The following is a 21,654-nucleotide window of genomic DNA, read 5'->3' as shown; positions in this document are numbered from 1 at the left end:
AGATCTGCGATTCGCCTGAATGGGGGTGATCGGGCCAACTTTAGCTCGCCCGGGCCAAAGTTGGCCCGATTCTTTTTTGTTTGTTTTCAAACCGTTGAAGAATCTCGGGCCACAAATGGCCCGAACTTCCGTTGAAAAAAACACTTTCGCTGCTTTTGCGCCGTTGGGATTCCCATGTTTGGCGGTGAAGCACGCGTAAGCAGTTGATAAGAAAGAACAACGGAAAGACGCTTCCAACTTGGCACAGGGTTTGCATTGAGGCGATAGGTCATCACCGACTACCGCCGCACTGCGCCAAGCAAAGGAACTCATGAGCATCAGCACGATCTTGGGCCAGACGATCCGCCATGCTGTCCCTAACCCTACGGGCACATGCAAAGCCTGCGAACGTACCGGCCTGCCGATTCTTCCGCTGCGATCGGCCTATGCGCCCATGCCCACTGCCACATCCAAGCGGCCGCTTGCCGGCGGCGGCGATCTGGCTGCAGTACCGATGCGGTTCGATCAGCCGCGGACGCTGCGTGAAGGGTATCTCTATGTGCTGCTCGACAAGCGAGAGTGGCAGGCCTATCAGGTGACGCCCGAAGGGGCGCTGCGTCAGTTCAACCCATTTTCCATGCCGCGGGCAACGCCAGAGCCGCTGAGCGAAAGATGCATTCACCGGGACCACGATGTCCCCGCTTCGTTCATCAACATCGATACCGAACTGTTCACGACCGCGTGGATTGCATTCTCCAGCGATCCGTGGTCCGAAAACGTATTGAACCGATATCTTCAAAGTTTCACGGCCGAACAGTCGCCAGTGAGCGCCAGGTTTCATAGGCTGGACCTAAAGACTGCCCGCGAAGATCCCGCGAGCGTAGGCATCGCGATGACGGAGCAAAGGCTTCACGTCGATCAGCAGGTGCTGGAATACGCCACACCCACCATCGGCGATTTTGTCAGCGTGCACGGCTTTTGCTCGCGCAATCATCGCTTGAACGCGCTGCAGGGCTTCGTCCGAACTCAGACACAGCGCGAACAGTTGCCGAATGGCGTGTTGGCGCTGGTCCTGCCGGACCCAGTCGGGTTGGTCCAGGAAATCAATCATCAGCGCCTGGGTTGGCAAAGGGAGCGGCAGGCTTACGAGGCAGACCCGCTCAATAACTACAAATTTTTCACCTCCGAAAGCCTCAAACGCCTGCGTGAACTCTGCAAGGTGGCCGCGGGCGACGCCATCGCCGACAGCCCGAATGCCGCCTGGGAGATGATGCCTACCGAGTCCGGCGGCCCGCCGGTTTTCGGCGATCCCGCCCGCGAGCGAGCCGAACAGGTCGAGCACAAGGCTGAGAATCTGCTTGCGCGCCTTGACGAGCGATATGACGAAGCCGCGCGCGCCCGTTGGGAGCGGTCGTTCGAAGCGCACAAGGCGCGGTTGCAGACGCAAGTGGATAGGCTGGCCGCGCTCTACACAGACCAGATCCTCAACAACCCGATGTTCCGTGTGGCTGAGCGCCATGACTACGATGCGCAAAACGCGTACTCAGTATTGGGTTACATCCGCACCATGGAGCTGTGCCTGAGCGGCGGCATCACCGAAGCAACGCCTAAACCAGATTCCGAGGGCAACACTCAAGCCGTCAACGGGCCGTCGGCGCGGGCTTGGGAAGCGTGGATCAAGGATGGTCAGAGCATCGTCTTCAAAACCTTGCTCGCGCTCGACAAGAACCTTATGCAAAGCCTCGTTCCCACGTTCAGCAATCAGGGCGAACTGGATTGGAACGACTTCGGCAAGCTCTATGCCCCGATCACCAAGATCATTACCAGTAGCGACCTGGGCGACAAACTTATTTGGCCGAATGTCCAGGACGCAATCGCGAGTGTGCTGGCGGCTTACAACAGTGCGGTGAGCCGACTGGAACTGAAGGTTGATGCCGGCGTGCGCAACGTCGCCACGCGCGTGAACAGCGCATCGCTCCTGCTGTATTCGCGGACGTACATGACCCAGGTCGCCGTTCAGATGAAGCTGGGCGAGTTTTACACATTGATGTGCAAACAGATCGGGGAAGACCGCAACAGGCTTGCTGCTGCCATCGCGCAGGCGACCGGAAAGGCGCACAAGCAGGTGCGGTCGGTGCTGACTGCCGGTGTCCTCAGTCTTGCCTTAAGTGACCCCAAACTCGCGGAACAGATGGTTGAAGTGGTGCTCTGGGTCGAAGGCAACGCGAATGACCTGCGAAAGCGGTTCGGCGACGTCGTCAAGGATGCCACCCAGCAAACAGGGGAGGTTATCGGAGACGCCGCGCGCCGAGCCGGCGAAGGGTTAAGCGAACTCAAGGTGCTCGCCGGCACGCTGGAGCCGGAGGTGCGCAAGGCGTTAGCTGGTCTTCAGCTCAGCGCATTCCAGGCTGCCGAACTTGCGCGCTCCGGATTGAGGGGCGCGCGCAGTGCTGCGGCGATTGCCCGCGGAACGGTAGGAAATGCCGAACTGCTGGTCGCTGTGGGCGGTACGTACCTGTTATCCCAGGGGTTGCGTAAATCTGTTGAAGCCGTAGATGCAGCCTTTGGAGCCAAACACGAGGAAGCTGTGTTGGCGGTGTATTCGGCGTCGATAGGAGTGCTGGGAGGAAGCATTGAAGTGGTGGGACTGACGATGAAGGGCAGCGCTGAGCACGCGCGGAAGGCCCTCCGCGCCTCCGTGTCCGGAACTGGGGCTATCAGCCGAATCGCAGATGCAGGTAAGACTTTGGCACGGTTTGGGGGAGTGATGGCTGCAGTGTCTGGCTTTGTGGATGCACTCGCGTCGATTCGTGCAGCCAGACGCGTCGACGCCTCAGGACGGGGAAAACCGGAAGATGCGTATTTCACGGCCGCGGCCCTATTTACGCTTAGTGCCGCGTTTGCCGGATATGCCGCCTTTGTCGGCACTACGGCGATTATGAGCGCCTCGTTCATTGTTGGGCCAGTCGGTTGGGCCATTATTCTCGGCGTTGCCGCGTACCTCGCTCTAAAGCATGGTGAAGAGGCAGAGTCTTCTCCTTTGGAACGTTGGGCTTACTACAGCGACTTTGGGCTTGCAGGGACGCACAGGTTTCCCGACGCGAGTACTGCGGTTTCGGCATTAAATGCTGCGGCCTTGGGTGTGGAGGTGTACGTGAAATTGGGCTCAGATCTGGACTACCAAATAGTTCTTCCCCAATATGATTCAGCGCGCGCTGGCTATAACTGGCGCCTCTCTGTCAGACGATATTCCGGGGATGAGAATCTGGCGTCGGGTGGCCACCCGTCAAGCGCACCACTAGCGCTCGAGAGGTGCAACTCGGAAAAACGGTTGGACTACCTGCCCGAGACCGTTACACCAGTCATCGGGGAAAGAAAAATCACCGCAATAGATGGGGTGGAAACGCGCTTTCTTATTATTGAGGGGAATATAAAACTCAAAAGAAAGCATGATATCGACCAGGTGCGGCTCTCCTTTGAATATTTTCCAAATATTCACGATTCGGAAGTCGTGGCCAGTGTGGAAGTGGTGGAGGTCAAGTGAAGAAAGGCGCCAAACCACTACTCGATGATCCAACTGACGGCTGGAGGGCAGATCTGCCGTTGCCACAAGTTGCCCCCTCCGGGCCGTTATTTCCCATTGGGCGGCCTCCGAATTTCGCGAACGACAAATACTTGGAATTAAGCGCGACAAGGCGAGGGAATCGTACCGTCTTGCTCTTTTTCTCTCTCGTAGTGTTGGTTACGGCACTGCTGTCCTTGATCTATTTTTTTTTCGTCAGACTCATAGGCGCAGATGTTGGAGTCTTAGCCTTGCCAACTTTCATGACCGCTGTATCCATTGGCGCGGGAATCGGGGGAATAGGCATGTTAAGAGCGAGTATATGCCCGCCTAGAGACGAACCAATCCGCTTCAATCGCAAGCGCGGCAAAGTCTACCTGTATCGGTTTCACCGCGGCGGCCCGATAAGCCGCAGAGGTTGGGGCGTTTGCCCTATCGTCTTCAATTGGGAAGACCTTCGAGCAGAATCCTGGAGTCGTATGGCCCCGAGCCCCAGCGGTGTGCCGTTCTTCGCGTGGGGCGTTGACATCGCCGTAGTCGCGCCGGACACCCTTCACGTCGTCGACCGTTTTCAACTGGCAGGCAGCAATGCCAATGGCGAACATATGTGGGCGATGGCGCGCGCGTTCATGAATCAGGGACCCGGGGCGCTGCCGAAGTATTCGAACCCACCGCGCGACTGGAACAATTACGTACCGGCGTTTGACCCGGGCCTGCGACTGGCGCCGAAAGTTCAGTGGCCCGCTGATTTGGATCTCGAGTCGCGCACCTGGCCGTGAGGCCGTTAGCGGTTCACCAACCGGCGGACGTCCCTGAAAGCGTGAGCGAGCAGGAGCGACGTTGTCCTATCCAAGCACCCGGGCCGATTCAGCTTTTGCCTCTGGCAACATCATGCATATCCCGAAGTCTGAGAAAGCCTCAGCCTAAAGCGCGTCGACCTCGGGTAAGCGCCTTTCCCTCATCCAAATGCCCTAAGACTCGCAAGGATTTTGTTGTCAGACCATAAAAGTTTTTCTCTTTGCGCAGGCGAGAGTTTGCGAACATGCGTCTAAAGCTTTCCAGCCATAGGAACGCATCGGGAGACAACCATGATCTGTACGCATGCCGCGCGCAAGCGCGTCAACATCGTCGCTGCAGCCGTCATCGCAGCTGCCGCATTCGCCGTCCCCAGCCTTGCCTCCGCGCAGGCCGCCGACAGCTATCCCAGCAAACCCATCCGCCTGATCATTCCTTACCCGCCGGGAGGCGCCACCGACGTCATCGGACGCATCGTGGGCCAGCGCCTGAGCGATGAGATCGGCGGCCAGGTTGTAATTGAGAACCGGGGCGGCGCTGGCGGAAACATCGGCGCTGCCGAGGTGGCCCGGGCTCAGCCCGACGGCTATACGCTCCTGATGGGCGCGCTGACCTCGCACTCGGTCATGGCGACCCTGGAGAAGGACACGATCCCATACGACCTGCGCAAGGACTTCGCGCCCGCTGGCGTGGTGGGCTTCGTGCCGCTGGTGGCCGTGGTCAATCCCAAGCTGCCGATCAAATCGCTGTCCGAACTGGTGACCTACGCCAAGGCGAATCCGGGAAAGCTCAACTTCGCCTCGTCGGGCGCCGGCGCGCCGCAGCGCATGGCGATGGAGCTGTTCAAGCAGATCGCGGGCGTCAACATCGTGCACGTGGCCTATCGCGGCAGCGGTCCGGCCATGACCGATCTGGTCGGAGGACAGGTCGAGACGATGACCGAGACGGTTCCTGCTGCAATCTCGTTCATCAAATCAGGCCAGTTGCGTCCGTTGGCCGTCCTTACGCCGCAGCGCGTTTCGATGCTGCCGGATATTCCCACTGCCGAGGAGCAAGGGTTCAGCGGCTTCAACGTCAGTTCGCTCTTTGGCGTGATGGCGCCGGCGGGCACGCCGGCTCCTATCGTGGCCAAGATCAATAAGGCACTGACCACGGCGCTGGCCAAGGACGATGCCAAGGCCCAACTGCTGCAGCAAGGCGTTTACGCTGACGCGCTGGATGTGGAAGCGTCGAAGGCCCGGCTGAACGCCGAGATCGAGCAGTGGGCAAAGGTCATTCGCGAGGGGGGCATCACCGTCAACTGACGGGAAGCCCCGGCCCGCAATGCATCCTCAGACGGCCCAGCAGGCGCAGCCCAGCGCGCTCCAGAAACCCTTCAGGTCGGAAACGGGCAGCTTGCTGGCCCAGGCCCCGGCGTGCTGGTGGCCATGGACATTGCAGTCGTTGGCGCACGCGCAGGCAGCGGCCGCCTCGCGCAGGGTGGCCTGCAAAGGCTTGCCCTCGCTGTCGCCCCAGGCGCCGTAGCCGCCGAACAGGCGCGTGGGCGACCAGTCGGGCATGGCGGGCGGCGGGGCGGCCTCGTCGAGTTCGGAAAACTCGCCTGCGCCCCAGACCACCTTGCCGCCCACGACGGTCAGCAGGCTGCTCGTGTCGGCGATGTCGGATTCGGGGCACGAGAAGAAGTCGCGATCGGGCACGATCAGATCGGCAAGCTGGCCGACGGCGATACGGCCCTTTTTGCCCTGTTCGTTCGAGAACCAGGTGACGTTCTCGGTCCACATGCGCAGGGCGGCGTCGCGGTCCAGGCAATTGCGCTGCGGGGTCAGCCGCAGGCCGCCCACCGTCTTGCCCGTGATGAGCCACGACAGCGACACCCACGGGTTGTATGAGGCGACGCGGGTGGCATCGGTGCCCGCCGACACGTTGACGCCTTTTTCAAGCATGCGCTTGACGGGCGGCGTGGCCTCGGCGGCACCGGCGCCGTAGCGCTCGACAAAGTATTCGCCCTGGTAGGCCATGCGATGCTGCACGGCCACACCGCCGCCGAGCGCGGCGATGCGGTCGATGGAGCGCTCGGAAATCGTCTCGGCGTGGTCGAAGAACCAGTTCAGCCCGGCCAGCGGAACGTCCTTGTTCACGCGTTCGAACACGTCGAGCGAGCGCGAGATGGTCTCGTCATAGGTGGCGTGCATGCGCCAGGGCCAGCGGTTCTGCGCCAGGATGCGCACGACTTCCTCGAGGTCGCCTTCCATCTCGGGCCCCATCTCGGGCCGCGGCTGGCGGAAATCTTCGAAGTCGGCCGCCGAAAACACCAGCATTTCGCCCGCGCCGTTGTGGCGGAAGTAGTCGGTGCCTTGCTTGTACTGCGAGGTGGCCGTCCATTTCAGGAAGTCTTCCTTTTCCTGCTTGGGCTTCTGGGTGAAGAGGTTGTAGGCCAGGCGGATCGTCAATTGATTGGCGTCGGCCAGTTGCTGGATGACCTGATAGTCCTCGGGGTAGTTCTGGTTGCCACCGCCCGCATCGATGGCGCCCGTGACGCCCAGGCGGTTCAGGTCGCGCATGAAGTGGCGCGTGGAATTGACCTGGTATTCGAAGGGCAGCTTGGGCCCCTTGGCCAGCGTGGCGTACAGGATCGATGCGTTGGGCTTGGCAAGCAGCAGCCCGGTTGGGTTGCCGGCCGAATCCCGGACGATTTCGCCGCCGGGAGGCGCGGGCGTGTTCTTGTCGTAGCCAACCGCGCGCAGGGCGGCGGCGTTAAGCAGGGCGCGGTCGTACAGGTGCAGGATGAACACGGGCGTATCGGGCGCCACCGCGTTCAGTTCCTCGATGGTGGGCAGGCGTTTTTCCGCGAACTGGTGTTCGGTGAAGCCGCCGACCACGCGCACCCATTGCGGAGCGGGCGTGATGGCGACCTGGCGGCGCAGCATGGCCATGGCGTCGGCCAGGCTGGTCACGCCGTCCCAGCGCAGTTCCATGTTGTAGTTCAGGCCGCCGCGGATGATGTGCAGGTGATTGTCGATCAGGCCGGGCAGCACGCCGCGTCCGTTCAGCGCGATGACGCGGGTGGCCGGGCCTGCCAAAGGCAGGATGTCGCTGGCTGCGCCCACGCGCGTAAAACGGCCGTCCTTGATGGCGACCGCGTCGGCGATGGGGTTGGCAGGGTCCAGGGTCGTGAAACGGCCCTGATGCAGGATGAGGTCGGGGGCGCCTTGGCGCGCGGGATCCAGGGTGTCAGCCATTGCGCTTGTCTCCACATGCATCGGCGGGTTGTTGGGCGGTGTCGGCGGACGCCTTGGGGCAGCTGGGCAATTCGCCGAACATATGCGGTTTTACCTGTTCATGGATGAAGGACGTGCGGGTGGGCTCGTCCGCCAGCAGGCGCTTGACCAGCGGGGGAATCTGTTCCCCAGCCAGGATGCCCAGCAGGCCAACCAGCGCGATCACCGGTGGCGCCGGCGATCGCACATTGAACAGGGCGTAGATGATACCGACCAACAGGCCGAGACCCAAGGAAACGAGGTAGACCTTCATTGGCGCGCTCCTATCAGCCTTCGTGGGCGTTGAACATGGACTTGGCGTAGATGATGCCCAGGCCATAGGCGCCGCCGAACTTCCGGGCAATGCCGGTCGTCATGTCGTAGGTGTCGATGCGGGCCCAGTCGCGCTGCAATTCCAGCAGGTACTGCAACGCGGTGACCGGCTGGCCGCCTGCCTGAACGATACGCTCAATGGCACGGTTATGGGCTTCGGCGGACACGTCGCCGCAGGCGTCGGTGATCACATAGACTTCAAAGCCCTGATCCAGCGCCGACAGGGCCGGGCCGACAATGCACACGCTGGTCCACAGCCCGGCCAGCACGATGCGCTTCTTGCCGATTTCATTGACCTGCTTGATGACGGCGGCGTCTTCCCAGGTGTTCATGGACGTGCGGTCCAGCAGCGGCCGGCCGGGGAACGGGGCGGTGACTTCCTCGAACATGGGGCCGGAGAAGCTTTTTTCGGCAACCGTCGTCAGGATCGTGGACACGCCGAACCCGGCGGCCGCATGGGCGACCAACGCGGCGTTGCTGCGCAGCGTGACGGCGTCGATGGAATGGGTGGCGAACGCCATCTGCGACTGGAAGTCGATCATGATCAGCGTGTGATCGTGCGGGGACAGCAGCTTGGCGCCGGGGGCGGGGGTCGCAATGACAGGCACGGGTGATTCCTTCGGTTGCCGGGGTGTGAGACCCCGGCAATGTGCCAGCCGCCCGGCGGGACGTATTGAACGATAGTCCGCCGGTTTGAAGATTGTGATCGCGGCGGGCGATCATTTCGGCAAAGACGGTCTGCATAGGCCGGGCGCATCGGCGAAACGCATTGCCGAAACGGTGTATCGCCACGGGCGCGTCGCTCGGTTACGCTGCTTCGGTCCCGGCGCGTCGCAGTATTTCCTTTTCGGAGAATCCCATGGGCCTGGCTTTCCAGAACGACCTGCACGACGACTTCGGCATGCGGCCGGCCGCCTACCTACCCTATGGCGGTGCCGATCTGGGGGAAATGCTGGCGGTGGGCCGGGCGGTAGGCGACGGGGACGACACCGCATTCTTCGAGGCCTGGATGGCGGCGGGTGATCGGTTGACCGCCGAGGCGCAAGACGCCGAACGCCGCAACCTTGTCGCCAGCGCGCGTGAACTGCACCTGCGAGCCAGCGCCTTCTATTGCACGGCTTATCGGCCGCTATATGGCGCGCCGACAGATGCACGGTTGCTGGCGGCCTTTCGCAAGCAGATCGCGGCTTTCGACCGAGGCCTCGCGCTGTCTGCGCATCCCGTCATGCCCGTGGGTATCCCGCTGGACGGCGCGAATATGCCGGCCTATCTGATTCCGGCTGTCGGCCACCACACTGACGTCAGGCCGCTCGTCATCTTCACCAACGGTTATGACGCCACGGTGACGGATATGTATTTTGCAAGCGCCGTGGCCGCGTCGCGCCGGGGTTATCACGCCCTGGTGTTTGACGGGCCAGGGCAGGGCGGCATGCTGTACGAACAGGGCGTGACAATGCGGCCCGATTGGGAGACGGTGGTGGGCGCCGTGGTGGACTACGCGATCACGCTGCCTATCGTGGACCCCACACGCATCGCACTCAGCGGCTGGAGCCTGGGCGGCCACCTGGCGCCACGTGCGGCGTCCGGCGAACCCCGGCTTGCGGCCTGCATTGCGGACCCGGGCCAACGTAGCCTCGCGGGCTCATTCCGGCCGTTGGCCGTCAAGCTGGGCGCCAGCCCGGAAAGCGCGCAGAACCTGGGTGAGGTGGACCAACCCGTGATGGACCGCCTTTGGCAGTTCGTCACGGCCAGCCCCGCGCTGACGTGGAAGGTGGTGCAGCGCGGCTTCTGGGTGCACGGCGTGGACAATCTGCGTGACTACCTGCGAGCAATCGAGCCGTTCACCCTGGAGGGCCGGGTCGACCAGATTACGTGCCCGACGCTCATGACGCTGGCCGAGAACGACCCGTTGGCGGCTGGCACGCTGCAGTTCTTCGACGAGTTGCGCTGCCCCAAGACGCTGCTGCGCTTCACCGCGCAGGAGGGCGCGGGGGATCACTGCGAATCCGCGAACCGCTCGCTGTTGAACCGCCGCGTGTTGGACTGGCTGGACGGCGTGCTGTAGGGCGGACCGGGCCGCGCCCGCCGCGCTGCCTATAATTGCACCGATCCCCGCTTTTAAGACGGCAGTCCTGCCGTGCCTCATGTCGACCTTGCCTTTGCGCGTGCTGTCGGTGATTCCACCGATGACGCAGCTGAATACCCCGTACCCGTCCACCGCCTACCTGACCGGCTTCCTGCGTTCGCGCGAGGTCACCGCGTATCAGGAGGATCTGGCGCTTGCCCTGGTGCTGCGCCTGTTGTCGGCCGACGGCCTGCGTGCCATGGCGCAGCGTATCGACGCGCTGCCTCTTGAAAAACACACGCAACCGATCCAGGCCTTCGTCGCCATGCAGGCGCGCTATCTGGCGACCATTGTCCCGGTGATCGGCTTTCTGCAAGGCCGCGATCCCACGCTGGCGCACCGCATTGCCGGGCGCAACTATCTGCCGGAAGGCCCGCGCTTCAGCTCGCTGGACGTCTATCTGGACGAGGATGGGGGCGATCCGCTGGCGTGGGCGTTTGGCGCGCTGGGCCTGCTGGACCGGGCCAAGCATTTGGCCACGCTGTATCTGAACGACCTGGCCGATGTGCTGCGTGACGCCATCGACCCGCGCTTTGAATTCGTGCGCTATGCCGAATCGCTTGCGGGCAGCCAGCCGACGTTCGACCCGCTGGCAGAGGCGCTGGCTGCACCGATGAACCTGGTGGACGAGACGCTGCGCGAACTGACGGATGCGGCGCTGGCGCGTCACAAGCCGACGATGGTTCTGCTGTCGGTGCCGTTTCCGGGCGCGGTGTATGCAGCCTTTCGCATCGCGCAGGCCATCAAGGCGCAGGACCCCACCATCGTCACCGTGCTGGGCGGTGGCTTCGTCAACACCGAGCTGCGCGAACTGAAAGACCCGCGCGTGTTCGATTACTTCGACTTCGTCACGCTGGACGCCGGCGAGCGCCCCTTGCTGGCGCTGCTGGAGCATGTGCAGGGCAAGCGGTCGCGCCAGCGCCTGGTGCGCACGTTTGTGCGCGATGCCGACAGCGGCGCGGTGCGGTACGTCAACCTGGTTGAACCGGACGTCGCGTTCGCCGAGGTGGGCACGCCCACGTGGGACGGCCTGCCGCTGGATCGCTACCTGTCGCTGCTGGACATGCTGAACCCGATGAACCGCCTCTGGAGCGACGGCCGCTGGAACAAGCTGACCGTCGCCCACGGCTGTTACTGGAAGAAGTGCAGTTTTTGCGACGTGGGGCTGGACTATATCGGCCGTTACGAGGGCGCATCTGCGTCCGTGCTGGCCGATCGCATTCAGACCATCGTGGCCGAGACCGGGCAGACCGGCTTTCATTTCGTGGACGAAGCGGCGCCGCCCAAGGCGTTGAAGGCGCTGGCAGCCGAGCTGATCGAGCGCAACGCCGGCATTTCGTGGTGGGGCAACATCCGCTTCGAAAAGACCTTCAGCCCGGAACTGTGCGAACTGCTGGCCGACAGCGGCTGCATTGCGGTGTCCGGTGGCCTGGAGGTTGCGTCGGACCGGCTCTTGAACCTGATGAAAAAGGGCGTGTCGATCGACCAGGTGGCGCGCGTGACGCGCGCGTTCAGCGATGCCGGTGTGCTGGTGCACGCCTATCTGATGTACGGCTTTCCCACGCAGACCGTGCAGGACACGGTGGACGCATTGGAGTACGTACGCCAGCTATTTGAGAATGACTGCATCCAGAGCGGGTTCTTTCACCGCTTCGCCTGTACGGTGCATTCGCCGGTGGGCCTGAATCCGGACGAATACGGCATCACGCTCAGACCCTTGCCGGACGTCACGTTCGCCAAGAACGACGTGGGCTTTCACGACCCCACGGGCGTGGATCACGACGCGCTGGGCAAGGGTTTGAAGAAGGCCATCTACAACTTCATGCACGGCATCGGCCTGGAAGAGGACGTGCGCAGCTGGTTCCCGTTCAAGGTGCCGCGCACGACGGTGGCGCGGCATCGGATTGCGCGCGCGCTGAGCCAGCGGGGGTAGTGGTCCAGGCGCGGTTCGTGCTGCTACAGCACGAAGCCGCCATCCGCAGTCAGGCTGGCGCCCGTGATGTAGCCGGCGTCGGCCCCCGCCAGAAATGCCGCAAGACCCGCGATTTCCGTTGATTTGCCCATGCGCCCCAGCGGAATGCGGGGAATGAGCTGCGCCGTCCATTCCGCCGTCAGGTCCGTCTGGATGGGACCCGGCTGGATGTTGTTGACCGTGATGCGGCGTGGTGCAAGGTCCAGCGCCGCGCCGCTGACCATCGCGGCGACGGCGGCCTTGGTCATGGCGTAGACGCTGCTGCCGGGCGAGCCGGTCCGGATGGCGGTGTTGCTGCCGATGGTGATGATCCGTCCGCCGTCGCGCATGTTGGCGGCCGACGCCTGGATGGCCAAAAACACGCCGCGCACGTTCACCGCCAGCATCCGGTCCAGCTCGTCGAGCGGAACTGCGCCGATCGGATTGGCGCGGTAGATGCCGGCGTTGACGACAGCGACACTCAGCGGCCCGAACTGTTGCACGGCGGTGTCCACTGCGCAGGCGATGGCTTGCGGGTCGGCGCTGTCGGCTTCAATGGCCAGCGCGCGCCCGCCGCTGGCCTCGATGGACGCGACGACCGCGTTGGCGCTGTCTGCGCGGCTGGCGTACGTTAGCGCCACTGCATAGCCGGCTTCCGCCAGCCTCGCGGCAATGGCGGCGCCGATGCCGCGGGAGCCGCCGAACACGAGCGCGGCGGGGGATTCAAGAGGTGGGATTTGTTCCATGATGTGCACCGTTTTCAGTAGGTGCTTGCATCATCCCGCTGAACCCGCGCCCGCGCACCACCGATTTCAAGTCGCAGTGTGTGTGGCAGGAATCGCGGATACATGCCGGTACGATTCCCCCTGCTTGCGCGCGTTCCGGCCCGCCGTTTTGGCGCAAAGGCGACCGAAATCTGCCGCTTGATGCCGCCCGTCAGGCCGTCGGCGGCGCGTCCGGTACGGTGTTCAGCACCGGCTCGGCGGCCTCGGCGCCGTGTACCGCGTTGGTCAGATCCTCGGTCATTTCGTGATCGAGCGCACCCTGGATCAGGTCATCGGTCACGCGCAGCTCCACACCCACCGGCGACATCTGCGCGGCGGCCGCAAAGGGCGCCACGGGGGCGGGCGCGGGACGCTCGTTGCGGCGCCAGACAAAGAACGTGACCAACCCCAGGTTCAACAGCGCAAAGCACCAGAACAGGCCCGCTTCGCCAAACTTCGCCATCACCGGCGAAATCGCCAGCGGACTGAGCGCCGATCCCAGTGAGTTGATCAGCAGCAGCCCCTGGATCATACGCACCAGCGCGTCGGCCGGCGCGCGGTCGGCCGCGTGGCTGACGGCGACCGGATAGATCGCAAAGACGCCGCCGCCCAGCAGGAACAGCAGCGGCATCAAGAAGGACGAGCCCGGCGGCAGCATCAGGATCAGCAGGCTGAGCACGGCGCAGAATACGGCTAGCGCGATCAGCACCACCTGCCGGTCTCGCAGATCCGACCAGCGTCCCACCGGGTACTGCAGCACCATGGCGCCCAGAATCACCGCGCCCATCATCTTGCCGACCTCGGCAACGTCCAGGCCGATGCGCTGCAGATATAGCGGCAGCAGTGTGTAGACCGCGGCAATGGCCACGCCCGAGCCAAAGCAACCCATCACGCCGGTGGGCGTCATGCGCGCCAGATGCTGCGGCAACAGCGGCTCGACACGTTCCACCAGCGGCGACACGCGCGGAATAATCACCATCGGCAGCACGGACAGTGACGCCAGCAGGCCGGCCACCATGAACGGCGCCATGTCGCCCAGCCGCGTGATCGCGCCCAGCTCCAACTGGCCCAGCATGCCCGAGCCATACAGCGCGATCATGTACAGCGCCAGCAGACGGCCGCGCATCTTGGCATCGCCCGCCAGCAGCAGCCAGCTCTCGACCACCAGAAAGACGCCGACGCCTGCCCAGCCGTTGATCAGGCGCAGCACGAACCAAGCCTCGCGATTGAAGATCAGGCCCTGCAGCAGCACCGTCACGGCGATCAGCGACGCAAAGCTGCTGTAGGCGCGGATATGGCCGATGCGCAGGATCAGGCGGTCATTGAAGATCGCGCCCAGGGTCAGCCCGATGAAGTACGACGACGAAATGATGCCGACCACCGTGGCCGATTCGCCGGCGGCGTCCAACTGCAGGGTCGTGAGGGAAGAGATGAAAGCGTTGCCGATGCAGACAACGAACAAGCCAAGTAGGGGCCCGAGCACCAGGCCCAACAACTGCCGAGACATGAAATCCTCGATTTCCAGAACAGCAAAAGCATCCGGTGCGACCGGACAAACGATCAATGGGGTTTGGGGGAATGCGTCATGGTTCGCCTGGCTTGGGAGGGCAATGCCATGCGCTTGGGCGCGGGCCGGGTGGCGCGGGGCACGCTCGGCGGGAATCCGGCGCGGATTGTAGCGCTAGTTGGCGGGCGGTCTGGCGGGCCCCCTGGGCGCTTGCGGCTGGCTTGCCAGATCAGGCTGAACCGGTCAGCATCGCGCCCCATGCGACCTTTGAACGAACTCATCAACGAAACCGAGCCGGCCTTGCCGCTCGTCCATGATTGGATTGCCGGTGCGGCTGTTCAGTGTGAAATCCTGCCGCCTTCGCCACGCAACGACGATGTCCTGTATGCGTTGCAAGTGACGACCCGGTCCCTGATGGGAGCCATCGCGCACGGCACGGGCGGCCTGCTGCTTGATGGCGGCTGGCTTCGCGTGCTGGGCAGCGGGCATCCGCGCCTACCGCGCGACCTGGCCGGCTGGAACGCGGGGCGGGCGGATGGCTTCCTGCTTGTGGCGGACGACGCAGCGGGCGGCTTTTTTGCGCTGAACGGCGGAGCGCTGGGCGATGATCCGGGCATGCTCTATTACCGCGCGCCCGACAACCTGCAATGGGAGGCGCTGGAGCTGGGCTACTCCGATTTCCTGCAAGCCATGCTGGCCGGACGAATCGAGGACTTCTATGCCGCGTTGCGCTGGCCCGAATGGCAAGCCGACGTGAAGGCGTTGGGACCGGATCAGTGCTTTTCGTTTTATCCGTTCCTGTGGACCCAGGAAGGCTCGCCGGCGGCCAGTTCGCGCAAGGCGGTCGATATCGCCGAACACTACGCCATGACATTGGGCATTTAGGTTGGGCATTGACGTCGGGCATTGACCCGGCCGGCTACAGCCCGCCCGGCGCGCCGGCGCCCTACGTCAGCGCCATCCCGCCGTCCAGCCGCAGGTTGACGCCCGTGACAAAGCTGCTCTCGTCACTGGCCAGATACAGCGCGGCACGCGCCAGTTCGTCGGGGCGGCCCATCCGGCCCAGCGGAATGGCGGCGGCCATGGCGTCGTCCAGCCCCGCGCGCTGATCAGCGGGCAGTCCCAGCTTTTCCAGGATGGGCGTATCCACGGGGCCGGGGCTGATGACGTTGACGCGGATGCGCCGCGCCTTCAGTTCCAGCGCCCAACTGCGGGCCATGGCTTCGATGGCGGCCTTGCTTGCCGCGTAGACGGCATGGCCTTCCAGCACCTTGGCGCTGGCAATCGAGCTGATCAGGATGATGGACGCGCCCTCGTTCAGTACGGGCAGGGCTTTGGTCACGCCAAAAAACACCCCGCGCGTGTTGGTGGCGAACTGACGGTCGTAGTGTTCGACGGACACCTGCGCCGACGGCTCCAGAATGGCGACGCCGGCGTTGGCCAGGTAGATGTCCAGGCCGCCGAAGCGTTGCCGGACGTCGGCGACCACGCGCTCGTGCGTGTCCAGATCGGCCACGTCCCCCGTGATACCCAGCGCGTCATGGCCGATGGCGCGCACGGCTGCGTCCACCGCGTCCTGCCGGCGGCCCAGGATGACGACCTGCGCGCCGGCGTGGGCGAAGGCGAGGGCGGAAGCGAGCCCGATGCCGCTGTTGCCCCCGGTGATGAGGGCGACTTTTCCCTGTAGTTGGGTCATGGCTTTTCCAGAAAGATGAAGGAAAGCCCACTTTATCTATTCCAAAAGGCGTTAAATATGGGGTCTTTGTACAAGCACCTATTCCGCAAGGTTATCAATGGACATGCCGCCTGTCGTTTCCGCGCTGGTTGCCTTTGCCACTGCCGTCGAGGCCGGCTCCTTCAGCAGCGCCGGCCGGATCCTGGGCACGTCACCTTCTGCCGTGTCCAAGGCCATCGCGCGGCTGGAGCGGCGTTTCGGCATCCGGCTGTTCCAGCGGTCTACGCGAGTGCTGTCGCTCACACCCGAGGGGGCGGCCTACTACGAGCGCGTGTCGCTCGCTGCTGCGAGCGCTGGATGATGCCAGCGAGGTCATGCAGCCGGCAGCGACCGCGCAAGGGCGCCTGCGGATCACAGCGCCCGGCGACCTGGGGCGCTTGCTGATGACGCCCATCGTCAACCGCTTCCTGCCCGCGCACCCGGACTTAAAGCTGGAAATGAGCCTTGCCGACCGCCATGTGGATCTGATCCGCGAAGGATTCGACCTTGCGATCCGCGCGGGCCGTGTCGCGGATTCGGAACTGAACGCGCGACAACTGGCGCAACTGCCACTGACGCTGGTGGCGTCGCCTGCGTATCTGAAGCGGTGTGGCACTCCGCGCAGCATCGGTGATCTGCCGCGCCACGCGCACGTGCGATATCTGCTGGCCGGAAGCCCTTTTCCCATCACGTTCGCATCGGGGGAGGTGGTCCGCCCGGAGGGCGTGTTCGACACCGACGACGGCACGGCGCTGCGCGCGGCCGCGTTGGGCGGCCTGGGCATTATCCAGATCCTGCGGCTGGCGGTCGCCGACGACCTTGCGGCCGGGCGGCTGACCGAGGTGCTGCCCGAGGCGCAATTGCCCCGCGTGCCGGTGTCCGTGCTGCACGCTTTCGGCCGCCACGCGCCCATGCGGGCGCGGCTGTTCATCGAATTCATGGCGGATCAGCTGCAGTCGCTTGCGTAGCGTCATCCGAGCGAGCGCAGGACGTGTGGCGGAATTAAAACAGGTCCGCATCGAATCGTTTGCGCGAGCGCAAATTCTTCGCGCACGCCGGGTTGACCACTGCCGTGTTAACGATATTTTTCGTAAGATAAGCGCCTATCATTCTCATTTGCATTGAACTTGAGGGCGTGGAAAGTGTCTGAGGAAAAATTGTTTTTGATGGATTCGCGGGTAGCGCGAATCGCCCCTAGCGTGGCGCTCATCCTGATGTTGCCGTTGCACGCGGCGTACGCGCAGGACGCGCAGCAGGCGACCACGTTGCAGCCGGTCACCGTGACGGCGGGCGCCTTGGGCGACGGGGACCTGCCGCCGGTCTATGCCGGGGGCCAAGTCGCAGAAGGCGCGAGGCTCGGCCTGATGGGAAACCAGTCCGTCATGGACACGCCGTTCAACGTCACCAGCTATACGTCCGAACTCATCAAGAACCAGCAGGCGCGCACGCTGGCCGACGTGATGGCGAACGATCCGTCCGTGCGCTTCACGACCTCCAGCGGCCACGCCTACGAAAACTTCCGCATCCGGGGCTTCGACGTCAACCAGAACGATGTGGCGATCAACGGCATGTACGGCTTGGCGCCCATGGGCCGCACGCCCGTGGAATTCGTCGAGCGGGTTGAAGTGCTGAAGGGGCCCAATGCGCTGTTCAGCGGCATGGCGCCCAGCGGCGCGGTGGGCGGAACGGTCAATCTGGTCACCAAGCGTGCGACCGACACGCCCACGGCCACGTTCGGCGTGGACTGGCTGTCCGATGGGCAACTGGGCACCACGATTGACGCGGGCCGGCGCTTTGGGACCCGCAACGAATGGGGCGCGCGCGTCAACGGTTCGTTCAGCGACGGCGCCACCACGCTGGACGGCCAGTCCAGAAAGCGCGAATTCCTATCGGCTGGCCTGGATTACCGCGGCAGCGCGCTGACGGCGTCCATCGACGCCTATCACAGCCAGGAATCATTCACGGGCGGCACGCCGGCCATGTTCTGGTTTGCGAGCCCGGTGGTGCCGGTGGCGCCCGATCCTCGCATCAACCAGTTCAGCACCGCCTACGGCAGCATCCAGAGCAACGCCGTCATGGGGCAGGCCGAGTACCGCTTCAATGAGCACGTGTCGGCGTTCGCGGGCGTGGGCCGGCGTGACAGCGACCAGTCCGGCCTCATCAACGGCACGCATGCCCGGCAGATCCAGCCCAACGGCGACTTCACCGGCCAGATCGTAGGCCAGCGCGCCTACACCGACGCCACTACCGCCGAGGGCGGCTTGCGCACGCGCTTCAAGACGGGGAGCGTGGGCCATGAACTCGTGCTGCAGGCGTCCTACCTCAAGCTCGAGGACGGATCGGCCACCGGTCCGGCATCGGTGTTCCGCTCCAACATCTACAACCCCATCACGCCGGTCATGCCGGCACTGCCGGGCAGCCCGCCCAAAACCAGCGAGAACACGCTGACCAGCCTGGCGCTGGTCGACACCATGTCGTTCCTGGACGACAAACTGCGCGTGACCGGTGGCGTGCGCAACCAGCGCGTGAAGACCAGCAACTTCGACAAGACCGGCAAGACCACGGCGCGCTACGACGAAGACGCCGTGACGCCAGCCGTGGCCGTCGTCGTCAAGCCGTGGGGGCCCGATCTGTCGTTCTACGCGAACTACGTGGAAGGCCTGAGCAAGGGCGACAGCGTCACCGACACCACCGCAACCAACTTTGGCGAAGTCTTTGCCCCCTACAAGACCAAGCAGAAGGAGCTGGGAGTGAAGTGGAACGCCGGCACCTTCACCAACACGCTGGCGCTCTTCGAGATCGAAAAGCCGATGCTCGTGACCGAAGGCTCCACCACCCAGCCCACCTATGCGGACGGTGGCGAAAAGCGCGTGCGCGGCGTCGAGTGGAATACGTTTGGCGAGATCGCGCAGGGCGTGCGCGTGCTGGGTGGCGTCACGTACACGCAGGGCACGCAGGTCAAGACTTCATATGGCCGCTACAACGGCAATACTGCCGTCGGCGCGCCGCGCTGGCAGGTCAACACCGGGGTGGAATGGGATACGCCGTGGGTGCCTGGCCTGACGCTGACCGGACGCGTCCAGGCGACGTCGCGCCAGTACGCGGATTCGGCCAACAACATCGAGATCCCCGGCTGGGGCCAGGTCGACCTGGGCGCGCGCTATGCGACGAAGGTCAATGGCCGCGACGTGGTGCTGCGCCTGAACGTCAACAACGTGTTCAACAAGTATTACTACGCGGGCATCTTCAGCGACACCACGCCCATTGCGACGTTGGGGCCCGCCCGCAGCGTCATGGCGTCCGCCGCCATCACCTTCTGACAGGCGGCCTGCATGGCGTCCGCCGCGCCCTCGGTTCCGGCGATCGGGGCGTGCGGCGGACCCAGACATCATTCATTCCGGGGTGACCATGCCAGTCCTCATCCTTGCCAGCCTGATTGCCTTGTGCATCGGCTGCTTCTGCATCTATCGCGCATCGCCCAACCAGCAGTGGGCAAGCGCTCCGTGGCCCGCCGCGCCCGCCCGCACGGCAGGCATCGTGCTGCTGGCGTTGGGCGGCTGGGGATGCTTGTACGGATTCACCGTGGTCACCGCGGTGTTCGTATTCTGTACGGCGCTGATGCTGTTCTTCTGCCTGATTCCGCATCTGGGCGTATTGCGTCGGATGTACGGCAGAGCCATGCCCGGGGGAGTACGCGATGACGCCCGCTAAGCCAGCGCCCATCCGCCGTGACTGGGTCTCAAAGACCCTGGCCGGCACGTTGTTGGGATTCGCGATCGCCCTGGGCGCCAGCGCGCTGCTGGCCGCCTTGACTTCCGCCGTACCGCTTGCGACGCGCTCGCAGCTTGCCATGTGGCTGGTGCCGCCCGTGTGGCTGGGCATCGCGTCCACCGTCTACTTCTTCGGCAGCGGTCTGCGCGCCTGGTGCTGGCTGGGCGGGATCTGCCTGGCGCTGTACGGCGGGCTGTACGCGGCCGGCGCGTTATAAGCAGGAGGATCTCCATCATGCGAGCCGACTACATCCGCATCTACAAATCGGTCCATACCTGGACGGGCATTCTGACCGGCATGGCGCTGTTCATTGCGTTCTACGCGGGCGCGCTGACCCTCTTCAAGGAACCTATCGCGCGCTGGGCGTCGCCGCGGCCGGACGTGGCGATGGCGCCGCTTGAAACCGCGCCCGACCTGATCGCCAAGACGCTGGCGGCGCGGCCCGACGTGGCCAAGGGCTTCACCATTCATCTGCAGCCCACCGAGAACGTGCCTGCGCGCATGGCATGGGAAGTGCGCGACCCGCAGGCCGACGACCATGACGAGTCATCCGTGCGGCATTATGTCGCCCGCCTGGACGCGGCCGGGGCCGTGCAGATCGGCGAGGCCGAGCCCAGCGGGCTGGGCAATTTCATCGACGTGCTGCATCGCGTGCTCGGTTTGCCGGCGGACAGCGACCCCAACCGCTGGTTCATGGGCGTCGTCGCGTCGCTGTATGCGATTGCGCTGGTGTCCGGCGTCATCGTTCTGCTTCCTTCGCTGGTCAAGGACTTCTTCGCGCTGCGGGTGGGCAAGAACCGCAAACGCATGTGGCTGGACGCGCACAACGTGGTGGGCATCATCTCGCTGCCGTTCCATATCGTGATGGCGCTCAGCTCGGTCGTGTTCGCGTTTCACGATGGCATATACGACATTCAGGACCGGCTGATGTACGGCGGCAAGCTGGAATCGGTGTTTCAGCGCGGTGGTGGCGCTACGCCCGACGCCGCGCCGCGCGATCCATCCGCCATGCTGCCGCCGCAAGAGTTGCTGCAGCATGCGCGCAGGCTGTCGCCATCGTTCGAGCCCATTGCGCTGCAGTACACGCAGGTGACCGCGCCACGCGCCATCGTCCGCATCTGGGGCAAGGACCCGGCCGCGGTGTCGCCCCGCGCCCGCGGCGGCTTCGTGGCGATGGACCCGTACAGCGGCAAGGTGCTCAACACCGACTACCTGCCGGGTCGCCAGGATGCGGCCAACCTGTGGGTCAGCAGCTTCTTTGCATTGCACATGGCGTCCTTCGGCGGCGCGGCGGTGCAGTGGTTGTATTTCCTGCTGGGGCTGGCGGGCGCGTGGCTGTTCTACAGCGGCAACCTGCTCTGGATCGAGTCGCGGCGCAAGCGCGCGGACCGGCGAACCGGCGCGGTGCCGGTGCAGCGGCTCGACACGCGGTTGATGGCGTCCGCGACAGTGGGCGTGTGCCTGGGCAGCGTGTGCGGCATTTCGCTCATGATGGTCGCCGCCAAGGGTTTGCATGGGCACGTCGCCGACTTGGACATGTGGATCAAAGGACTGTATTACGCGGCGTTCTTCGCGGCCATTGTCTGGTCGTTCGTGCGAGGCGGTGCTGCGGCGGCGGTGCATCTGCTATGGCTGGCGGCCGCGTTCACATTGGCAATTCCGTTGACCTCACTGTTGGGCGTGGTGGCGCCGTCAACCGGCTTGTGGGCGCACTCGTCGGCAGCAACGCTGGGCGTGGACGCGACCGCGCTGGCGATGGCGCTCGGGTTCACATGGATGGCGCGAGTCACGCAGCGACGGCTGGCGCACGGCGAGGCAGATAGCGCGTGGGCGCTCCGGCGCTCGCGCCCCGGGGCGGACACCACAGCTGAATCGCACGCTTGAGCGCCGGGCCGC

General features: G+C 64.3%; 18 protein-coding genes. 12 read left to right on the top strand and 6 right to left on the bottom strand.

The features are described from left to right. The first annotated feature begins 310 nt into the window (after positions 1-310). From AB3147_RS14820 to AB3147_RS14810, 3 genes are all read left to right on the top strand, one after another. Positions 311-3,523, top strand: coding sequence for a T6SS effector BTH_I2691 family protein (locus tag AB3147_RS14820; protein ID WP_367352272.1), 3,213 nt, complete (start codon positions 311-313; stop codon positions 3,521-3,523). A 281-nt stretch (positions 3,524-3,804) separates the two neighbouring features. Beyond that, entirely contained in the window at positions 3,805-4,320 is a 516-nt protein-coding gene (locus AB3147_RS14815) for a DUF6708 domain-containing protein (RefSeq protein WP_367353540.1), read from the top strand. A 309-nt stretch (positions 4,321-4,629) separates the two neighbouring features. Continuing rightward, on the top strand, positions 4,630-5,640 hold the full coding sequence (locus tag AB3147_RS14810) for a Bug family tripartite tricarboxylate transporter substrate binding protein (protein WP_367352271.1): 1,011 nt from the start codon (positions 4,630-4,632) through the stop codon (positions 5,638-5,640). Between the two features lie 27 nt (positions 5,641-5,667). On the opposite strand, the gene AB3147_RS14805 is transcribed toward AB3147_RS14810, so the two are convergent. From AB3147_RS14805 to AB3147_RS14795, 3 genes are read right to left on the bottom strand one after another with little or no spacing between them, the layout of a single operon-like run. Then, the gene (locus AB3147_RS14805; RefSeq protein WP_367352270.1) at positions 5,668-7,575 is read right to left on the bottom strand and encodes an amidohydrolase; all 1,908 of its coding nucleotides are present in this window, start codon (positions 7,573-7,575) and stop codon (positions 5,668-5,670) included. Further along, entirely contained in the window at positions 7,568-7,867 is a 300-nt protein-coding gene (locus AB3147_RS14800) for a XapX domain-containing protein (RefSeq protein ID WP_056561574.1), read from the bottom strand. Before AB3147_RS14800 ends, AB3147_RS14805 begins: the two co-directional genes overlap by 8 nt. A gap of 13 nt (positions 7,868-7,880) precedes the next feature. After that, positions 7,881-8,534, bottom strand: coding sequence for a hydrolase (locus AB3147_RS14795; RefSeq protein ID WP_175136389.1), 654 nt, complete (start codon positions 8,532-8,534; stop codon positions 7,881-7,883). A gap of 251 nt (positions 8,535-8,785) precedes the next feature. Between AB3147_RS14795 and AB3147_RS14790 the strand changes: the two genes are divergently transcribed. Both AB3147_RS14790 and AB3147_RS14785 read left to right on the top strand, forming a co-directional pair. After that, entirely contained in the window at positions 8,786-9,991 is a 1,206-nt protein-coding gene (locus tag AB3147_RS14790; protein ID WP_367352269.1) for an alpha/beta hydrolase family protein, read from the top strand. Positions 9,992-10,070: 79 nt separating this feature from the next. Beyond that, entirely contained in the window at positions 10,071-11,984 is a 1,914-nt protein-coding gene (locus AB3147_RS14785) for a B12-binding domain-containing radical SAM protein (RefSeq protein ID WP_367352268.1), read from the top strand. Positions 11,985-12,007: 23 nt separating this feature from the next. On the opposite strand, the gene AB3147_RS14780 is transcribed toward AB3147_RS14785, so the two are convergent. Both AB3147_RS14780 and AB3147_RS14775 read right to left on the bottom strand, forming a co-directional pair. Next, positions 12,008-12,748, bottom strand: coding sequence for an SDR family oxidoreductase (locus AB3147_RS14780; RefSeq protein WP_367352267.1), 741 nt, complete (start codon positions 12,746-12,748; stop codon positions 12,008-12,010). Between the two features lie 190 nt (positions 12,749-12,938). Further along, on the bottom strand, positions 12,939-14,273 hold the full coding sequence (locus AB3147_RS14775) for an MFS transporter (RefSeq protein WP_367352266.1): 1,335 nt from the start codon (positions 14,271-14,273) through the stop codon (positions 12,939-12,941). 258 nt (positions 14,274-14,531) lie between these two features. Here AB3147_RS14775 and AB3147_RS14770 point away from each other — a divergent pair, with 258 nt between their 5' ends. Further along, positions 14,532-15,158: a DUF2625 family protein gene (locus AB3147_RS14770; protein WP_367352265.1), complete on the top strand. Its 627-nt coding sequence runs from the start codon at positions 14,532-14,534 to the stop codon at positions 15,156-15,158. 61 nt (positions 15,159-15,219) lie between these two features. Here AB3147_RS14770 and AB3147_RS14765 read toward each other — a convergent pair whose 3' ends face one another. Next, positions 15,220-15,969, bottom strand: a complete 750-nt coding sequence (locus tag AB3147_RS14765; RefSeq protein WP_367352264.1) for a glucose 1-dehydrogenase — start codon at positions 15,967-15,969, stop codon at positions 15,220-15,222. 97 nt (positions 15,970-16,066) lie between these two features. Here AB3147_RS14765 and AB3147_RS14760 point away from each other — a divergent pair, with 97 nt between their 5' ends. The 6 genes from AB3147_RS14760 to AB3147_RS14735 all read left to right on the top strand — a co-directional run bounded on the left by AB3147_RS14760 (position 16,067) and on the right by AB3147_RS14735 (position 21,642). Next, positions 16,067-16,309: a LysR family transcriptional regulator gene (locus AB3147_RS14760; RefSeq protein WP_367352263.1), complete on the top strand. Its 243-nt coding sequence runs from the start codon at positions 16,067-16,069 to the stop codon at positions 16,307-16,309. Positions 16,310-16,322: 13 nt separating this feature from the next. Further along, complete coding sequence (locus tag AB3147_RS14755) at positions 16,323-16,955, top strand: substrate binding domain-containing protein (protein WP_367352262.1); 633 nt, start codon at positions 16,323-16,325, stop codon at positions 16,953-16,955. A gap of 198 nt (positions 16,956-17,153) precedes the next feature. Further along, positions 17,154-19,307 carry a TonB-dependent receptor gene (locus AB3147_RS14750; protein ID WP_367352261.1) on the top strand — a complete coding sequence of 718 codons (2,154 nt, stop codon included), beginning with the start codon at positions 17,154-17,156 and terminating at the stop codon, positions 19,305-19,307. Positions 19,308-19,395: 88 nt separating this feature from the next. Next, a complete protein-coding gene (locus tag AB3147_RS14745; RefSeq protein ID WP_367352260.1) occupies positions 19,396-19,698 on the top strand; it encodes a hypothetical protein in 303 nt (100 codons plus the stop codon). Then, positions 19,685-19,975, top strand: a complete 291-nt coding sequence (locus tag AB3147_RS14740; protein ID WP_239212797.1) for a hypothetical protein — start codon at positions 19,685-19,687, stop codon at positions 19,973-19,975. Before AB3147_RS14745 ends, AB3147_RS14740 begins: the two co-directional genes overlap by 14 nt. 17 nt (positions 19,976-19,992) lie before the next feature. Then, positions 19,993-21,642, top strand: a complete 1,650-nt coding sequence (locus AB3147_RS14735; RefSeq protein WP_367352259.1) for a PepSY-associated TM helix domain-containing protein — start codon at positions 19,993-19,995, stop codon at positions 21,640-21,642. Positions 21,643-21,654: the final 12 nt, after the last annotated feature.

Source organism: Achromobacter animicus (genome assembly GCF_040775605.1).
GTDB classification, from domain to species: Bacteria; Pseudomonadota; Gammaproteobacteria; order Burkholderiales; family Burkholderiaceae_B; genus Achromobacter; species Achromobacter animicus.
The sequence above is the reverse complement of the archived record's forward strand: the minus strand, read 5'-3'. Positions and strand labels throughout refer to the sequence as shown.